General features: G+C 72.7%; 15 protein-coding genes. 1 reads left to right on the top strand and 14 read right to left on the bottom strand.

Annotated features, from left to right (window positions below; genetic code table 11):
* Positions 1–7 precede the first annotated feature (7 nt).
* From ABZ930_RS04310 to ABZ930_RS04260, 11 genes are all read right to left on the bottom strand, one after another.
* Complete coding sequence (locus ABZ930_RS04310; protein ID WP_361541181.1) at positions 8–1483, bottom strand: PucR family transcriptional regulator ligand-binding domain-containing protein; 1476 nt, start codon at positions 1481–1483, stop codon at positions 8–10.
* A gap of 70 nt (positions 1484–1553) precedes the next feature.
* Entirely contained in the window at positions 1554–2207 is a 654-nt protein-coding gene (locus ABZ930_RS04305) for a 3-oxoacid CoA-transferase subunit B (protein ID WP_361541178.1), read from the bottom strand.
* Positions 2207–2959 (bottom strand): CoA transferase subunit A, encoded by a 753-nt coding sequence (locus ABZ930_RS04300; RefSeq protein ID WP_361541175.1) that lies wholly within the window; start codon positions 2957–2959, stop codon positions 2207–2209. The genes ABZ930_RS04305 and ABZ930_RS04300 overlap by 1 nt, the downstream gene beginning before the upstream one ends.
* On the bottom strand, positions 2956–4161 hold the full coding sequence (gene fahA / locus ABZ930_RS04295) for a fumarylacetoacetase (RefSeq protein WP_361541172.1): 1206 nt from the start codon (positions 4159–4161) through the stop codon (positions 2956–2958). The genes ABZ930_RS04300 and fahA overlap by 4 nt, the downstream gene beginning before the upstream one ends.
* On the bottom strand, positions 4158–5024 hold the full coding sequence (locus tag ABZ930_RS04290; RefSeq protein WP_361541169.1) for a hypothetical protein: 867 nt from the start codon (positions 5022–5024) through the stop codon (positions 4158–4160). Before ABZ930_RS04290 ends, fahA begins: the two co-directional genes overlap by 4 nt.
* A complete protein-coding gene (locus ABZ930_RS04285) occupies positions 5021–6232 on the bottom strand; it encodes a cupin domain-containing protein (RefSeq protein WP_361541166.1) in 1212 nt (403 codons plus the stop codon). The genes ABZ930_RS04290 and ABZ930_RS04285 overlap by 4 nt, the downstream gene beginning before the upstream one ends.
* Before the next feature lie 64 nt (positions 6233–6296).
* A complete protein-coding gene (locus ABZ930_RS04280) occupies positions 6297–7646 on the bottom strand; it encodes an MFS transporter (protein WP_361541163.1) in 1350 nt (449 codons plus the stop codon).
* Between the two features lie 40 nt (positions 7647–7686).
* Positions 7687–9108, bottom strand: a complete 1422-nt coding sequence (locus ABZ930_RS04275; protein ID WP_361541160.1) for an FAD-dependent oxidoreductase — start codon at positions 9106–9108, stop codon at positions 7687–7689.
* Positions 9108–9920, bottom strand: a complete 813-nt coding sequence (locus tag ABZ930_RS04270; protein ID WP_361541157.1) for an SDR family NAD(P)-dependent oxidoreductase — start codon at positions 9918–9920, stop codon at positions 9108–9110. The genes ABZ930_RS04275 and ABZ930_RS04270 overlap by 1 nt, the downstream gene beginning before the upstream one ends.
* Complete coding sequence (locus ABZ930_RS04265; RefSeq protein WP_361541154.1) at positions 9913–10782, bottom strand: SDR family NAD(P)-dependent oxidoreductase; 870 nt, start codon at positions 10780–10782, stop codon at positions 9913–9915. Before ABZ930_RS04265 ends, ABZ930_RS04270 begins: the two co-directional genes overlap by 8 nt.
* Positions 10783–10828: 46 nt before the next feature.
* Positions 10829–11278 (bottom strand): nuclear transport factor 2 family protein, encoded by a 450-nt coding sequence (locus ABZ930_RS04260; protein WP_361541151.1) that lies wholly within the window; start codon positions 11276–11278, stop codon positions 10829–10831.
* 214 nt (positions 11279–11492) lie between these two features.
* Here ABZ930_RS04260 and ABZ930_RS04255 point away from each other — a divergent pair, with 214 nt between their 5' ends.
* The gene (locus ABZ930_RS04255) at positions 11493–12155 is read left to right on the top strand and encodes a helix-turn-helix domain-containing protein (RefSeq protein ID WP_361541682.1); all 663 of its coding nucleotides are present in this window, start codon (positions 11493–11495) and stop codon (positions 12153–12155) included.
* A 61-nt stretch (positions 12156–12216) separates the two neighbouring features.
* Here the strand turns inward: ABZ930_RS04255 and ABZ930_RS04250 are convergent, their stop codons facing one another.
* Genes ABZ930_RS04250 through ABZ930_RS04240 form a run of 3 tightly spaced genes read right to left on the bottom strand, consistent with a single transcriptional unit; the run spans position 12217 to position 15958 of the window.
* Positions 12217–13104, bottom strand: a complete 888-nt coding sequence (locus tag ABZ930_RS04250; RefSeq protein WP_361541148.1) for a geranyl diphosphate 2-C-methyltransferase — start codon at positions 13102–13104, stop codon at positions 12217–12219.
* A 16-nt stretch (positions 13105–13120) separates the two neighbouring features.
* Positions 13121–14491 carry a family 2 encapsulin nanocompartment cargo protein terpene cyclase gene (locus tag ABZ930_RS04245; protein WP_361541145.1) on the bottom strand — a complete coding sequence of 457 codons (1371 nt, stop codon included), beginning with the start codon at positions 14489–14491 and terminating at the stop codon, positions 13121–13123.
* Positions 14492–14545: 54 nt separating this feature from the next.
* Positions 14546–15958, bottom strand: coding sequence for a family 2B encapsulin nanocompartment shell protein (locus ABZ930_RS04240; RefSeq protein ID WP_361541142.1), 1413 nt, complete (start codon positions 15956–15958; stop codon positions 14546–14548).
* Positions 15959–16097 lie beyond the last annotated feature (139 nt).

The following is a 16097-nucleotide window of genomic DNA, read 5'->3' as shown; positions in this document are numbered from 1 at the left end:
GCCCGGGTCAGCCCGCCGCCGGATCCGCGTCGAGGGCGGTCAGGGCCAGCCACAGTTCGAGCCGGTCGGTCAGCCGGTCGAGGTCGCGGCCGGTGAGCTGTTCGATCAGCTGGAGCCGGTAGCGCAGGCTGTTGCGGTGCAGCGTGAGCGCCGCGGCGGTGGCGGCGGAGGCGCAGTCGTGGGCGAGGTAGGTCCGCAGGGTGGTGAGGAGGTCGGCGTGCTGGGCCTCGTCGTGGCGCAGCAGCGGGGCGAGTACCCCGGTGCCGAGTTCGCGCAGTGGCAGGTCCAGGTTGCCCAGCAGCAGGCCGGCGAGGCTGAGCGGTGCGGCCCGGTGCACGCCGGGTCCGGTCCGTGCGGCCTGGCGGGCCTCGAAGTAGCCGAGTCGCAGCCCGGTCACCCCGCGCCGGGGTGCGCCGAGGCCGACGCGGACCTGCGGGTCGAGCAGGGTCAGATGGCCGGCGACGGTGCGGGCGGCGGCCTCGGCGTCGACGCCGTCCGGTACGACGACGGTCACCGTGTCGTCGATGAGGGCGGTGGGCAGCCGGTCGCCCTCGCGTTCGAGGAGCGGGCCGAGGGTCCAGGGCAGGCTGCGCAGCTGGGCGGGGTCCCCGTCGACACGGGCGACCACGACCGTGTGCGGGCCGTCGACGGGCAGGTGGTGGGCGGCGAGCCGGCGGCGGGCGTCGGCGTCCGGGATCGTGCGGTGCAGGACGTCCTCGAGGAGCTGGCCGAGCAGTTCCCGGCGGCCGGTCAGCACGGCCTGGTGCCGGGCCACCTCCAGGCCGAGGATGCTCGTCGCGAACGACAGCACGTCGCCGCGCGGGGTGGCCCGGCGGGTGCAGAGGCGGGCGACCGGTACGCCGTCGACCTCGATCGGCACGGAGGCGCCGTGGCTCTCGCCCGCCGCGTCGCCGTCCGGCCAGGCGGAGGAGGCGGGGTGGCGGGCGAGGACCCTCCCGCCCGGCTCCACCACGGCGACCGGGCCCGCGCCCAGCTGCCGGTACAGCTGGCGGAGCAGCCCGCGCAGCCCGTGTCCGGAGAGCAGCTCCCGCATCAGCTCGTCCTGCACCGCGGCGGCGGCGCGCACGGCGTCGTACTGCTCGGCAAACGTCTGCTCGGCCACCCAGTGGCTGATCTGCGCGAACGGCACCTCGACCGGTGACCGCAGCAGCGCGAGCCCGACCCGCTCGGCGGTCTCGACGACGACGGCGGGGACCGACTCGTGGACGAGTCCCGTCCCGACGCACAGCGCGGCGACGGGCAGCTCGGCGAGCCGCTCGAGCAGCCCGGTCCACTCGTCCTCGTCCCGGTCGAGCAGTCCGGTGGTCATCACCAGCTCACCACCGCGCAGGAAGGGCAGCGGGTCCGGCAGCTCCGTGGTGGAGACCCAGCGGATCCGCCGCTCGGTGTCGGCGCAGTGGCTGGTCAGCGCGGTGAGCCGGAGGGCGGGCTGGGCCACGAGGTCGGGTACGGAGACGGCCATCAGCCGATTGTGCAGCAGCGTGCCCGCTCGGGGTTCGGCGGGCCGGACCGGGGGTTCCCCGCGACGGCCGTCACCGTCCGGCCGCCACCGCCACCCCCGCGACCAGTTCGGTCCCGGTGGCCGCCCGCACCTGGTCGAGCCCGACCCCGGGCGCCAGCTCCGTCACGGTGATCGCGTCGCCGGTGAGGTCGAAGACGCCGAGGTCGGTGATGACCCGGTGCACGCAGGCCTGCCCGGTGAGGGGCAGCGTGCACTCCTGGACGATCTTGGGGCTGCCGTCGCGGGCCGTGTGTTCCATCAGGACGACGACGCGGCGGGCTCCGTGCACCAGGTCCATGGCACCGCCCATGCCCTTGATCATCTTGCCGGGGACGGACCAGTTGGCGAGGTCGCCGCGGGCGGAGACCTGGAGGGCGCCGAGGATCGCGGTGTCGATGTGGCCGCCGCGGATCATCCCGAAGGAGAGCGCCGAGTCGAAGAAGGCGGCGCCCGGCGCGAGGGTGACGGTCTCCTTGCCCGCGTTGATCAGGTCGGGGTCGACCTCGTGGTCGTAGGGGTAGGGGCCGACGCCGAGGATGCCGTTCTCGGAGTGCAGGACGACGTCGACGCCGGGAGGTAGGTGGTTGGGGACGAGGGTCGGCAGGCCGATGCCGAGGTTGACGTAACTGCCGTCGGTCAGTTCGGCGGCGGCCCGCGCGGCCATCGCGTCTCGGTTCCAGGGCATCAGCAGCGCACCGTCGCCTTCTCGATGGACTTGTCGGCGGCCTCGGCGGGGGTGAGCGGCACGACCCGCTGGACGAAGACGCCGGGCAGGTGGATCTCGTCGGGGTCGAGGGTGCCGGGTGCGACCAGTTCCTCGACCTCGGCCACGGTGACGGCGCCCGCCATCGCGGCGAGCGGGTTGAAGTTGCGGGCCGAGCGGTGGAAGACGAGGTTGCCGTGGGTGTCTCCCCGGGCGGCCCGGACGAGGGCGAAGTCGGTGGTGATGGCGGGCTCCAGGAGGTAGGAGCGGCCGCCGAAGTCGCGCCGCTCCTTGGGCGGTGAGGCGACGGCGACGCTCCCGTCGGGGGCGTGGCGCCAGGGCAGTCCGCCGTCGGCGATCTGGGTGCCGACGCCGGCCGGGGTGTAGAAGGCGGGGATGCCGCAGCCGCCCGCGCGCAGCCGTTCGGCGAGGGTGCCCTGCGGGATCAGCTCGACCTCCAGTTCGCCCGCGAGGTACTGGCGGGCGAACTCCTTGTTCTCGCCGACGTAGGAGGCGGTGACCCGACCGATCCGGTGGTCGGCGAGCAGCACGCCGAGGCCGTGGCCGTCGGTGCCGCAGTTGTTGGAGACGACGGCCAGGCCGGTGGCCGGGCCCTGGTGCAGGGCGCGGATCAGTGCCGTCGGGATGCCGCAGAGGCCGAAGCCGCCGACGGCGAGGGTCGCGCCGTCGGGGATGTCGGCGACGGCGGTCGCGGCGTCGGTCACCTTGTTCATCGCGGCCCACCGCCCGCCGTGATCCGTCCGGTGACCTCGCCGAACCCGATGCGGGTGGTGCCGGGTCCCGGCGCGGTGGCGGTGATGGTCACCTCGTCGCCGTCCTCCAGGAAGGTGCGGGTGGTGCCGTCGGGGAGGGTGAGGGGTTCCTGTCCGTTCCAGCTCAGCTCCATCAGGGAGCCGCGCTGGCCGGGGTCGGGACCGCTGACGGTGCCGGAGGCGTAGAAGTCGCCGGGCCGCAGCGAGGCGCCGTTGACGGTGAGGTGGGCGAGCATCTGCGCCGGGGTCCAGTACATGGCGGTGAACGGCGGGCGGGCGACGAGGTGTCCGTTGAGCCGGACCTCGAGGGCGAGGTCGAGGCCCCAGTCCGCGCCGTCGCGCAGGTAGTCCTGGAGGGGTGCGGTGCGGGTGGGCGGTGCGACGCGGGCGGCGTCCAGTGCGTCGAGCGGGACGATCCACGGGGAGACGGAGGTCGCGAAGGACTTGGCGAGGAAGGGGCCGAGCGGCACGTACTCCCAGGCCTGGAGGTCGCGGGCGCTCCAGTCGTTGACGAGGCAGACGCCGAAGACGTGGTCGGCGAAGTCGTCGACGGACACGGAGGTGCCGAGCGGGGTGCCGGTGCCGACGACGAAGCCGACCTCGGCCTCGATGTCCAGCTTGCGGCTGGGTCCGACGACGGGCGCGTCCGTGCCGGGCGGCCGGGTCTGGCCGTGCGGGCGGGCGATGTCGGTGCCGGAGACGACGAGGGTGCCGGCGCGTCCGTGGTAGCCGATCGGGAGGTGCTTCCACTGCGGGGTGAGCGGTTCCTGGCCGGGGCGCAGCATCCGTCCGATGTTGGCGGCGTGGTGCTCGGAGGCGTAGAAGTCGACGTAGTCGGCGGCCTCGAAGGGCAGGAACAGCTCGACGTCGGCGCGGCGGTGCAGCGCGGGTTCGGCGTCGGCGCGGCGGGCGGGGTCGGTGAGCAGGGCGACGATGTCGGCCCGGACGCGCTGCCAGCGGTCCCGGCCCTGGGCGAGGAACGCGTTGAGGGCGGGCCGGGCGAAGGTGTCGTCGCCGAGGGCGGCGGCGAGGTCGAGGACGTGGTCGCCGACGGCGACACCGACGCGGCGGACTCCGTCGGCGGGCGCGAACACCCCGTACGGCAGGTTGTGCAGGGGGAACGGCGAACCGTCGGGTATCGGTACCCAGCTGTCGGGGGTCATCGGGCGAGGTCCTTTCGGGTGGGGTCGAGGACGGTGGCGGCCTCGGTCACCGGGGTGGCGGTGGAGCAGGAGCCGTAGGAGACGAACAGGTCGCGCACGACGACATCGGGCTCCAACTGCCTCACGGAGTCGGCCAGTCGGGCCGGGTCGGTGATCTCCAGTTCGGCGCGGACGGCGTCCGGGTCGCCGGTGGTGCGGGCGGTCGCGGTGGCGAGCAGCAGGTTGAGGTAGCCGTGGTGGGTGAAGCCGGTGGCCGGGTCGTGGTGGCGGACGGCGCGGTGGAGTCCGGCGGTGGCCTTGAAGGGGACCCGGGCGCCCGCGCAGGCGACGAGGAAGCGGGCGACGTCGGCGGTGCTCGGGAACAGGTCGGCGCGGACACCGCCGCAGCGCAGTTTCGCTCCCGTCGTGCGGTCCGCCGTGCGGGGCAGGGCGGCGAGGAGCGCGTGGATTCCCGAGGGTGCGGCGGGTTCGAGGAACACGGGAGCGTCGGTGTCGCGGAGCGCGTCGAGGACGGCGGGCACGGCGTCGGCGGGCTCGGCGCCGAAGACCGTCACGGGGGCTTCGACGAGAGCGAGGGTGAGCCGGGGATCGGCGGCGATCGTGGCGACGGCCCGCGCGAGGCGGCCGCCCGGGTCGTCCGCCGGGCCGCCGTCGGCGATCAGGCCGAGCGCGAAACGGTCCCCGGGCCGGAGGTGGCCGCGGATCTCGTCCAACCGGCTTGCCGGGACGAGGAGTCGGTGGCTGTGCAGGGGATGCCCGGCGGCCCGGTCGGCGCGGTGCCGGCGGACGGCGGCGGGCGGTGCGAGCGCCGTCGGCGGGAAGAGCCCGGCGTCGTCGACGAGCCGGTCGAGGAGCCCGGTCATGCGGCGGGCCCCCGTCCGGCCCAGGTCCAGGCATAGCCGGGGTCGTCGGCGGCGAGGGCGCCCTCGCCGAGTTCGAGCGGGCGGAACGTGTCGACCATGACGGCGAGTTCGTCGAAGGACTCGGCGCCGATGCTGCGTTCGTAGGCGCCGGGCTGCGGGCCGTGGGCGTGGCCGCCGGGGTGCAGGGACACGGAGCCCTGGCCGATGCCGGAGCCCTTGCGGGCCTCGTAGTCGCCGCCGCAGTAGAACATCACCTCGTCGCTGTCGACGTTGGAGTGGTAGTAGGGCACCGGGATGGCGAGCGGGTGGTAGTCGACCTTGCGGGGCACGAAGTTGCAGATGACGAAGTTGTCGCCCTCGAAGACCTGGTGGGCGGGCGGCGGCTGGTGGACGCGGCCGGTGATCGGCTCGAAGTCGTGGATGCTGAACGTGTACGGGTACAGGCAGCCGTCCCAGCCGACGACGTCGAAGGGGTGGGTGGCCTGGGTGTGCACGGTGCCGACGATCTCGCCCCGGGCACCGCGGTGCTTCACGTACACGTCGACGTCGGTGGTGCCGTCGTCCTCGGCGAGCAGCGGGCCCTCGGGGCCGTGCAGGTCGCGTTCGCAGAACGGCGCGTGTTCGAGGAGCTGGCCGTGGCGGGAGAGGTAGCGGCGGGCGGGCGCGATGTGCGAGTTGGCCTCGACGCAGTACAGGCGCAGCGGTCCGTCGCCGGTGGGCAGCCAGCGGTGGGTGGTGGCGCGCGGCAGGACCACGTAGTCGCCGGGGCGGACGTCGAGGACGCCGAAGACGGTCTCGACGCGTGCGGTGCCGCTCTCGACGTACACGCACTCGTCGCCGATGCCGTTGCGGTAGTACGGGGAGGGGGCGCCGGTCACCGCGTAGGAGATCCTCACGTCGCCGTTGCCGAGCAGCAGGCGGCGGCCGGTGACGGCGTCGGCGGTGCGCCAGTCCTCGCCCCGGGTCAGCGAGTGGAGCGTGAGATGGCGGGGCTTGAGGGGGTGGTTGGCGACGGTGTCCTGGCCGGTGAGGTCCCAGGGGCGGGCGTCCGTGATCGCGGAGGGGATCTCGCGGTGGTAAAGGAGGGAGGAGTCGGCGGAGAAGCCCTCCTCCCCCATCAGCTCCTCGAAGCGCAGCCGGCCGTCCGCGTCGCGGTGCTGGGTGTGGCGCTTGGGGGGTACGTCGCCGACGCTGCGGTAGTGCGGCATGGTGGTTCCTCGGTTCGGTGGAGGCCCGGGGCCGCGCGCGGCCCCGGGGCGTGTCGTGCGGTCGTCAGACGGCGGTCCTGGCGGGCGCCGGTGCCGGGGTGCCCGCGTCGGGCTCGCGCTCGCGGGGCACCTTGAGGAAGGCGAGCATCACGGCGCACACGACGAGACAGCCGATCGGGAAGTACAGGCCGACGGTGACGTCGTCGGCGGTGGCGTTCTTGCCGATGAGGTAGGGGCTGACGAAACCGCCCAGCGCCGCGATGGAGTTGATCCCGGCGAGGCCGACCGCGGTCTCCTTGCGGGGCAGGACGCGGGCGGCGAGCGCCCAGTACGGCGCCATGTAGCCGAGGACGCCGACGGCGACCATGCTCAGGCAGATCAGGGCCATGGCCGGGGTGTGCCGGAAGACGATGGTGCCGAGCAGTCCGAGGGCGGCGAGCAGCATCAGGCCGATGACGTGGAGGCGGCGTTCCCCGGTGCGGTCGGAGGTGCGGGCGACGATGAGCATGCCGACGGCGCCGACGAGGAAGGGGATGGCGCCGAGCAGACCGATGCTCGTGGAGGAGTACGAGGGGTCGAGCTGCTGGACGATCTTCGGCAGGAAGAACGTGAAGCCGTACAGACCGCAGGCGGCGAAGAAGTTGGCGGCGGCCAGGTAGAGGATCTTGCGGTTCTTCAGGGCGCTGAGCTGACCGCGGAAGGTCTCCTTCTCTGGGGTCTCGCCGACGTACTCCTTGTCGATCTCCGACTGGAGCCAGGTGCGCTCGTCGGGGGTCAGGAAGCGGGCGTCGGCGGGCTTGTCGGGCAGCCAGACGAGCGTGACGATGCCGATCAGGATGGCGGGCGCACCCTGGAGGATGAAGACCCAGCGCCAACTGCTCAGGTCGAGCCAGTGGGCGTGGTCGAGGATCCAGCCGCCGGTCATGCTGCCGAGGATCATCGCGATCGGCTGGGCGAGCGCCATCATGGCGATGGCCTGTCCGCGTTCCTTCCCCCGGTACCAGAACGTCAGGTACAGCAGCAGGCCGGGGAAGAGGCCGGCCTCGGCGATGCCGAGCGCGATCCGGGCGACGTACAGGTGGGTGACGCTGTCGACGAAGCCCGTGACGACGGTGACCAGGCCCCAGCTGATGGCGATGCGGGCGAGCCAGAGCCGGGCTCCGACCTTCTTCAGCATCATGTTGCTGGGGATCTCCAGCACGACGTACGCCAGGAAGAAGACGGAGGCGACGGCGCCGAAGGTGGCGGTGGTGATGCCCAGGTCGTCCCGCATGCCGAGTTCGGCATAGCTGATGTTTGACCTGTCCATGTAGTTGAAGACGTACAGCAGGCCCACGATCGGGAAGATCCGGAGCGTGACCTTGCGGATGGTTCTCGTGCCGGGGTCGCTGGCCTCGACGTTGAGGTTCGCCATGACGGCTCCAAGGGGATGAGGGAGGAGTTCCGAAGAGGGGCTAGGCGGCCCGGGCGGCGTTGACGCCTGCGATGCGGCCCATGGTCAGTGCGTTGGCGACGGCGTTGCCGCCGCCGACGTAGCGCATGCCGAGGACGCCGCCGCCGGCCTCACCGGCGGCGAACAGTCCGGGTATGGGGGTGCCGGTGCGGTCGAGCACGGCGGCGCGCGGGTCGATCTCCAACCCGGCGTGGGTGCAGACCAGTTCGGCGGGCAGGACGCGGGCCGCGTAGTACGGGGCCTGCGCGAGGGGGTCGGGGCGCTGCTCCGCGCCCTTGGCGGCGAGGGTCTGCTCGCGCCGGAACTCGGGGTCGGTGCCGGTGGCGGGCAGTCCCGCGTTCCAGCGGGCGACGGTCGCGGTGAGGGCCTCCGCGGGTACGCCGATGGCGGCGGCCAGCGTCGGCAGGTCGGCGGCGCTCGCCAGCCGGCCGGCGGCCGCTTCGGCGGCGACGCGGTCGGGGGTCCAGTCGGCGTAGCCGGTGGGCAGGCCGACCCGGGCCCGCTCGTCGAAGACGGTCCAGACCGGGCCGTCCTGGGCGAGGATGGTGCCGCCCGAGACGGCGTAGGAGGCGTCCTCGTCCATGAAGCGGCGGCCCGCGCCGTTCACGTTGATCCGGGAGACGGGCGGGAATCCGGCCTGCCAGTGGTGGTGGCGCTGGAAGTAGGCGGTGGGGAGCATCAGCCCCCAGCCGTCGCCGGTCACCGCGCCGCCGGTCTGTTCGGCGAAGGCGAGGTGGTCGCCGCGGCTGCCGGGGGCGGCGACGACGAACAGGGAGTCGCCCGCGTCGAGCGCCTCCGGGTAGTGGCGGCGCAGCAGTTCGGGGTTCTGGGCGAAGCCGCCGCTGGCGACGACGACGGCGCGGGCGCGCACCTCGATGCCGTCGGCCTCGACGCCGACGACGCGGCCGTCCTCGTACAGCAGGCGCTCGACGCGCGTGTTGAGGACGGCCTCGACACCGTGGGCCTTGCGGGCCTTGTCGAGGACCTGGACGAGTCCGTAGCCCTGGTCGCGGGGTACGTGGCCGCGCCAGACGTCCTCGACGCCGGCCCGGGACAGGCCCGGGGTGTGGGCGTCGGAGGAGAGGGCGGCGGGCACGTCGAGGCCGAGGCCGATCATCCACTCCAGCATCGGCCCGGCGGCGGCGCAGAAGGCGTGCACGAGGCCGGGGTTGAGCTGCCACTGGTTGAGGTCCATGTAGTGCTGGAAGTGGCGCTCGGCGCTGTCGTCGACGCCGAGGGCGCGCTGCACGCTGGTGCCGGCGGCGGTGATCAGGCCGGCGGACAGCTGGGTGGAGCCGCCGAGTTCCTTCTCGGACTCGAACACGAGGACGTTCGCGCCGTGTTCGGCGGCGCTCACGGCGGCGGCGAGTCCGGCGCCGCCGCCGCCCACCACGATGACGTCGAGAGCGTCGAGGTCGGTCATCACAGGGCTCCTTCGGCGTCGGCGACGATGCGGTGGTAGAGGCCGTTGGAGACCAGGCCGCCGTCGAGGGTGACCTCGGCGCCGGTCATGTAGGCGCTGCGGTCGCTCAGCAGGAACAGCACGGCGTCGGTGATCTCGGCGGGGGTGGCGAGGCGGCCGGCGGGGATGCTGCGGCGGGCGGAGTCGACGAAGTCATCGGATCCGGCGAGCAGCCCGGTGTCGACCAGGCCGGGGTGCAGGGAGTTGACGCGGATGCCCCAGGCGGCCAGCTCCCCGGCGGCGGACTTCGACAGGCCGGTCAGGCCCCACTTGCTCGCGGAGTAGGAGGGCGAGAAGTAGCCGATCTGGCCGGAGATGGAGGAGATGTTGACGATCGCGCCGCCGCCGGAGTCCCGCATGAGCGGGGCGACGGCCTGCATGCCGTGGAAGGCGCCGGTGAGGTTGATGCCGAGGACGCGGTCCCAGACCTCTTCGGTGGTGTCCATGAAGCGCAGCCGCCGGGAGACGCCCGCGTTGTTGACCAGTCCGTCCAGGCGGCCGTCGGCGGCGCGCACGGCGTCGGTGACGGTGCGCCAGGCGGCGGAGTCGGTGACGTCCAGGCGGTGGGCGGTGGCCCGGCCGCCCTCCTCGGTGATCTCCCGGACGAGCGGCTCGCAGTCGGCCACGTCGGCCAGGTGCACATGGCTGCCGCGGCGGGCCAGCGCGCGGGCGTGCTCGGCGCCCATGCCGTTCGCGGCCCCGGTGACCAGGACCGCGGCCGGGTAGCGCACCGGCTCCGCGTAGGGGGCGGCCATGGTGGCGGGCTCAGACATGGCGGGAGCCGCCGTCCACGGCGATGCTGTGCCCGGTGACGTAGCGGGCACTGTCGGAGAGCAGGAAGAGCAGCACGCCGAGGACTTCCTGCGGGGAGCCGATGCGGTGCAGGGGCACGCTGTCCAGGGCGTGCTTGAGGGCGGCGGGGTCCTCCTGGACCCAGCGGGTCATCTCGGTGTCGATGTAGCCGGGGGCGATGGAGTTGACGCGCAGTCCGAGGTCGCCGAACTCGACGGCCAGGGACTCGGTGAGGTGGGCGACGGAGGCCTTGGAGGCGCAGTAGGCGGCGCGGCCCTTGCGGACGCGGACGGCGGAGACGGACGACATGTTGACGATGGCGCCGCCGGGCCGCAGGTGCCGGGACGCGCTCTGCGAACCGAACAGCACGCCCTGGACGTTGACGCGCAGCACGGCGTCGATCTGCTCCGGCGGGATGTCCTGGGCGAAGGCGTGCGGGAAGATGCCCGCGTTGTTCACCCAGTGGTCGAGGCGGCCGAACTCGGCCGTGGCGAGCGCGGCCAGTTCCTCGTGTCCCGCGGCGTCGGTGACGTCGACGGCGGCGGGCACGACCCGGCCGCGCCGGCCGCCCTCGGGCAGCGCGGCGGTGTCGGCGTTGATCGCCTCGGCGGTGCGCTTCATGGCGTCGAGGTCGATGTCGGCGGCGATCACGTCGACTCCGCGCAGGGCGAGACCCTCGCTGAAGACGGCGCCCATGCCGCGGGCGGCACCGGTCACCACGGCGGCCGTGCCCGCCAGTTCGGGGTAGTGCGCGGTGGGGCGGCGGGGGTCGACGCGGCCGGGCCCGGTGCGGTGGTCGTCCGCTCCGGCGGGGACGGCGGCTGACGTGCTGGCGCTGCTCATGAGGGGTTCCTTCGTCGTTGAAGTACGGGTGCGGGGGCGGGCGGGGTCAGCGGCTGCCGTCGCCGGTGTCGTCGCGGCGGATCCGGCGGGACGCGACCCGCCAGGTGCCGCCGTCGTGGACCACGCGGTCGGTGAGCGTGGTCAGCCGTTCGGTGCGGGGCGGTCCGCCGCGGGGTGTGGCGACGATCTGGAGGTAGCCGAGGACGCGCAGGGCGCCGGGTCCTTCGGTCTCCGCGACCAGGTTGGTGACGACGTGCCGCCGTACGACGCCGTCGGCCTCGGCGGTGGCCGTGAACCGTTCGGCGAACGCGGTGAGGGCGGCGGTGCCGGTGACGGGGGCGGGGTAGCTCGGGGAGTCGAAGGTGGCGTCCGCGGTGAAGGTCGCCGCCCATGCGGCGGCCCGGCCGCCGTCGATGAGATGGCTCTGCCGGCTGTAGAGCTGGTGGATGCGCGCGAGGTCGGCGCTGTCGGGTTCGGCGGGTGCGCGCGGGGTCATGCGGCGTCCCTTCGGCTCGGCCTTCCCCGGGTGGGCCGCTGTCCCGAGCGGCCTGGGCGGGGAGGTTGTCTGGGCACTGCGCTCTGTGCGATAATCGCACTAGCAGTGCGAATAATGTGAGCGTAGGCAGGCTGGCCGAAAACCGTCAAGGGATGAACGCGTGAACCACACAGGTGAGCCCTGGACTCCGCCCGGGATCGTCCTCGACCCGGGGATGTCGAAGACCCTCCATCACGGGCTGCTGATCCTGCGGCTCCTCTCGGAGCATCCGGGGGGTCTGACCGTGGCGGACATCGCCGAGCACATCGGGGTGCACCGGACGGTCGCGCACCGGCTGGTGCGGACCCTGGAGGCGCATCAGCTGTGCCGCAGGGACCATCGCCGGCGGATCGTGCTCGGCACCGGTCTGGTGACCCTCGCCGAGCCGGTGGAGCAGGACCTGCGCACCCTGGCGAGGCCGCTGCTCGACGAACTCGCCGAGGCGACCCGGGCCACTGTCCACCTCATGGTCCGCGAGGGCACCCGGGACATGCGGGCGCTGATGGTGGTGGAGCCGCGCGGGGCGCGGGTGCACGTGTCGTTCCGGCCCGGCCAGACGCACTCGATCGAGCAGGGCTCGGCCGGTCTCGCGCTGCTGGCCGCCGGCCCGCCCCGCGACGGCGAGCGCCCGGAGGTCACCGAGGCCCGGGCCCAGGGCTTCGCGGTCACCGAGGGCGAGGTGATCCCGGCGGTGATCGGCGTGTCGGCGGCCGTCCCGACCCGCCGGGGCGACGCCACGACCAGCATCGGCGTGTCGGTCTTCGAGCGCGACGGCGCCGAGGAGCTGGGCCGGACCGTGGCGGCGACGGCGGCACGGCTCGGCGAACTGCTCGGCTGATCCGGAGCGCGAGAAGGGCCCGAACGGTGCGTTCGGGCCCTTCGGTGTGCGGGTGTTCGGGTCAGACGCGGTCGGCCGCGATCAGGACGTACTGGAAGGACCCGTCCTCGTAGGACTTGATGAACGCCTCCTCGATCCCGGTCACCAGCGACGAGGTGGCGCGCAGCTTCCAGTAGGGCAGGGTGTCCGGGGTGAGGTCGATGACGGCCTGCGGGACGAGGCGGTTGTCGGCCATGGCGCGCAGGTACTCACGGCGCGAGTGGATGTTGCACTCGAAGTGGGCGTTGATCTGGGAGACCCACTTGGAGGGCTGGCCGTAGCGCGGGTTCCAGCAGCCGGTGATGGTGACGTAGCGTCCGCCGACCTTGAGGACGCGGGAGTGCTCCGCGAAGAGGTCGTGCAGGTCGACGTACATGCTCGACTCGTTGTTCCACGACGCCGCGATCTGCCCGGTGTCGAACGGGGTGGAGAGCATGTTGCAGACGCGGGCCCGCACCCGGTCCTGGATGCCGAGTTCGGCGGCGCGGCCGTTGGCGAAGTCCGCCTGCTTGGCGGAGAGGGTGACGCCCTCGACCGAGCAGCCGAAGCGCTGGTTGGCCATCACCATCGAGCCGCCGCGGCCGCAGCCCGCGTCCATCAGGGTGTCGTCGGGCCCGATGTCGCCGAGGTGGTTCATGAGGACGTCGGCCTGGGCGGACTCCAGGCGGTGGAGTTCGGCGATGAGCTTCTGCTCGCTCGCCGGGTCGCCGTCGGCGCCGAGGGCGGCGTGGTCGACGTCGCCGATGCCGTAGTGGTGGTGGTAGAGACCGTCGACGTCACCGAGCCGCAGGTTCACGGGACGGGCCTCGCCGTCCCAGTAGCGGGCGATGTCCCCCTGGTAGGGCGTGGCCGGCTTGGGGACGTGGAGCGAGCGGCCGTTGGAGGGGACGGTGAGTTCGGTGCTGAGCACTAAGGGGTCCAATCTCTTACCAGAAGTCGGGCAGGCTGTAGCGGTAGGTGTTGTTCTGGTGCCAGTGGTGGTTTCCGTCGACCCACGCGGCGACGCCGCGCAGGAAGCGCTGGACGCCCGGCAGGGGCAGTTCGGCGGCCAGGTCGGCCGCTGCGGACTCGAAGTCGCGCATGAGGTCGTTGTGGACCTCGACCGACTTCAGGTAGGCGTCCCGGTCGGAGAGGCCTTCCCGTTCCGCGATGACGACCGGCAGGTTCAAGTGCCGTCCGGGGGCGTCGAGTTCCTTCATGTAGGAGTAGAGGTCGTTGACGATGGTCGTCGCGTTCCCGGCGAGTGCGATGACCTTCTGCATGTCCGGCCGGGCGTGCAGGTCCGCCGGCAGTTCGTAGCCGCCGACGGTGTCGGTGATGGTGGGACAGGGGCGGAAGTTGTTGAACTGGCGCATCGCCAGGTACTCCCACACCTCCGGCACCCGGTCCTCCTGGGCCCAGGAGGCCTCGGCGAGGTAGCCGAGGTGCAGCCGGGCCATGTCGTGCCGGTACCGGTCGGTCTGGGAGGCGCTGCCCACCTGGACGAAGTACTCCATGGCGGAGCGGTACGCGCGGCGTGGGGCGTCGGAGTGCAGGGACTCCGCCCAGTCCGGCTGGTACTCCCGCGTCGTGTACAGGGGGTCGAGCGCGGTGTGGGCGAGGAGCAGCCGCTCGCCGAGTCCCACGGGCGAGCCGCCGTGGTCCTCGCAGTAGCAGTCGTCCACCGCGTTCTCCGCGACCATCAGCCGGGTGGCGATCATCAGGTGCTCGACGGTGGGCGCGTCGGGATGGCAGCCGACCATGTAGCTGCCCACCGAGAAGCCGTCGAACTCCTCGGCCCAGTCGTCGGGATAGAGGGAGACCTCGTCCAGCGCCCAGGACTTGATCCTGCGGCTGACCTCGTCGACCCGCACGGGATCGGGCTCGGGGATCGGGTGGTGGTAGAGGCCGGGAATCGGCTTACCGGTCGCGGCGGCCGGAGCCGGCGCCTCGTCCGGCAGGCTCAGGCGCAGACCGGCCGTGCCGATGCCGCTGGGACCGCGCAGGATCCGCGCGAGATCGATCTCGGGCGGCGCGACGCCGACGGACGGTCCGTCGGGAGACGGCGGCATGACCGGAGACGACGGGACGCCCGGTGGCGACGGAAGGCTCGGTGCCGGCGGAATGCTCGGTGCCGACAGTGCGCTGGGTGCCGACAGTGCGCTGGGTGCGCTCGGTGCGCTCGGTGCCGACAGTGCGCCGAAGGCCGCGCCGATGTCGCGCGCGCGGGCGGCGGCGTCGGCCAGGACCTGCGCTCCGTGGCGGGCGGCCGCTTCCGGCAGGCTCGACTGCGAAGGCGTCTGCTCAGGCGGTGGCATCCATGACTCCTTGGGATCTCCTTGCGTTCCGGAACACCAGGCGTGGTGCCGCCGCTACCTGGGCCAGCGGGAGATCTGCACGTTCTCCAGGACGCCGACCGCGTCCGGCACGAGGATGGCGGCCGAGTAGTAGGTGCTGACGAGGTAGGAGGTGATGGCCTTCTCGTCGACGCCCATGAACCGGACGGAGAGCCCCGGTTCGTACTCGTCGGGCAGTCCGGTCTGCCGCAGTCCGATGACGCCCTGGTCCTCCTCGCCGGTCCGCATGATGAGGATCGAGCTGGTGCGTTCCTTGGTGACGGGGATCTTGTCGCAGGGCAGGATCGGGACGCCGCGCCAGGTCATGACCTGCTCGCCGTGCAGCTCCGTGTTCTCCGGGTAGAGCCCCCGCGCGTTGAACTCGCGGCCGATCGCCGCGATCGTGCGGGGGTGGGCGAGGTAGAACTTCGATCCGCGCCGCCGGGTGAGCAGCGAGTCGAGGTCGTCCGGTGTCGGCGGTCCGGCATGCGTCTGGATGCGCTGTTTGAAGTCGGCGTTGTGCAGCAGCCCGAACTCGCGGTTGTTGATGAGCTCGTGCTCCTGGCGCTCCCGCAGCGCCTCGATGGTGAGCCGGAGTTGCTCCTCGGTCTGGTTCATCGGCACGTTGTAGAGGTCGGCCACCCGGGTGTTGACGCGCAGAATGGTCTGGGCGACCGAGAGTTCGTACTCGCGCGGCTGTGCCTCGTAGTCGACGAAGGCGCCGGGCAGTTCGTGCTCGCCGCGGTGACCGGCCGACATCGCGATCTCCGCCTCGCCGCGGTGGTTCTGCCGCTGCCGCGACCGCGACCGGAACGCGTCGACGTGCTCCCGCAGGCTCGGCGCGCCCGCCAGTACGGAGGCGAAGTCGGCGCGGGACAGGGTGAGCAGGGTGCCGGAGGTCTCGGCGACGGCGGTCTGCTCCCAGCGGGCGTCCTCGTCCAGCAGGGCCTCGTCGCCGAAGCGGTCGCCGTCGGCGAGGACGTCGAGGGTGACGTCGGTGCCGAACTCGCCCGCGGCGAGCTGGCCGACGCGTCCGTGGGCGATCAGGTGCAGCCGGTCCGCCGGTGTGCCGCGCTCGACCAGCGTCTCGCCGGCCCGGAAGTCGCGCTGCTCGCACCGCCCGGCGAGCACGGTGAGGACGTCCACGTCGTCGAAGCCCCGCAGCGGGGCCAGTTCGCCGAGTTCGCGCGGGATGACGCGTACGCGGGAGCCGTCCTGGACGAACTCGACGCTGCCGTCGCCGACGGTGTAGGTCAGACGGCGGTTCACCCGGTAGGTTCCGCCCGTGGTCTCCACCCAGGGGAGCATCCGCAGCAGCCAGCGGGAGCTGATCTCCTGCATCTGCGGGGACGACTTGGTCGTGGTGGAGAGATTGCGGGCGGCCGCCGTGCCCAGACTGGAGGGCCGCGGGGGCTCCGGGCGAGCTTCCGGGATCGAGTCAACTGTCAACGGGGAGCTCTCCAGGTTCAGAGGTAAGTGCCCTCTCGCGGAGGGGAGTTACGGCCGGTTGATCCGGATTGCTCGTGAACGGTAAGCGCGTCCGAGCGCACGGATCCAGGAGAACCGGCTGACATTAACTCGATCCGAT

It is taken from the genome of Streptomyces sp. NPDC046716, assembly GCF_040645755.1.
Taxonomy (GTDB): domain Bacteria; phylum Actinomycetota; class Actinomycetes; order Streptomycetales; family Streptomycetaceae; genus Streptomyces.
The sequence above is the reverse complement of the archived record's forward strand: the minus strand, read 5'-3'. Positions and strand labels throughout refer to the sequence as shown.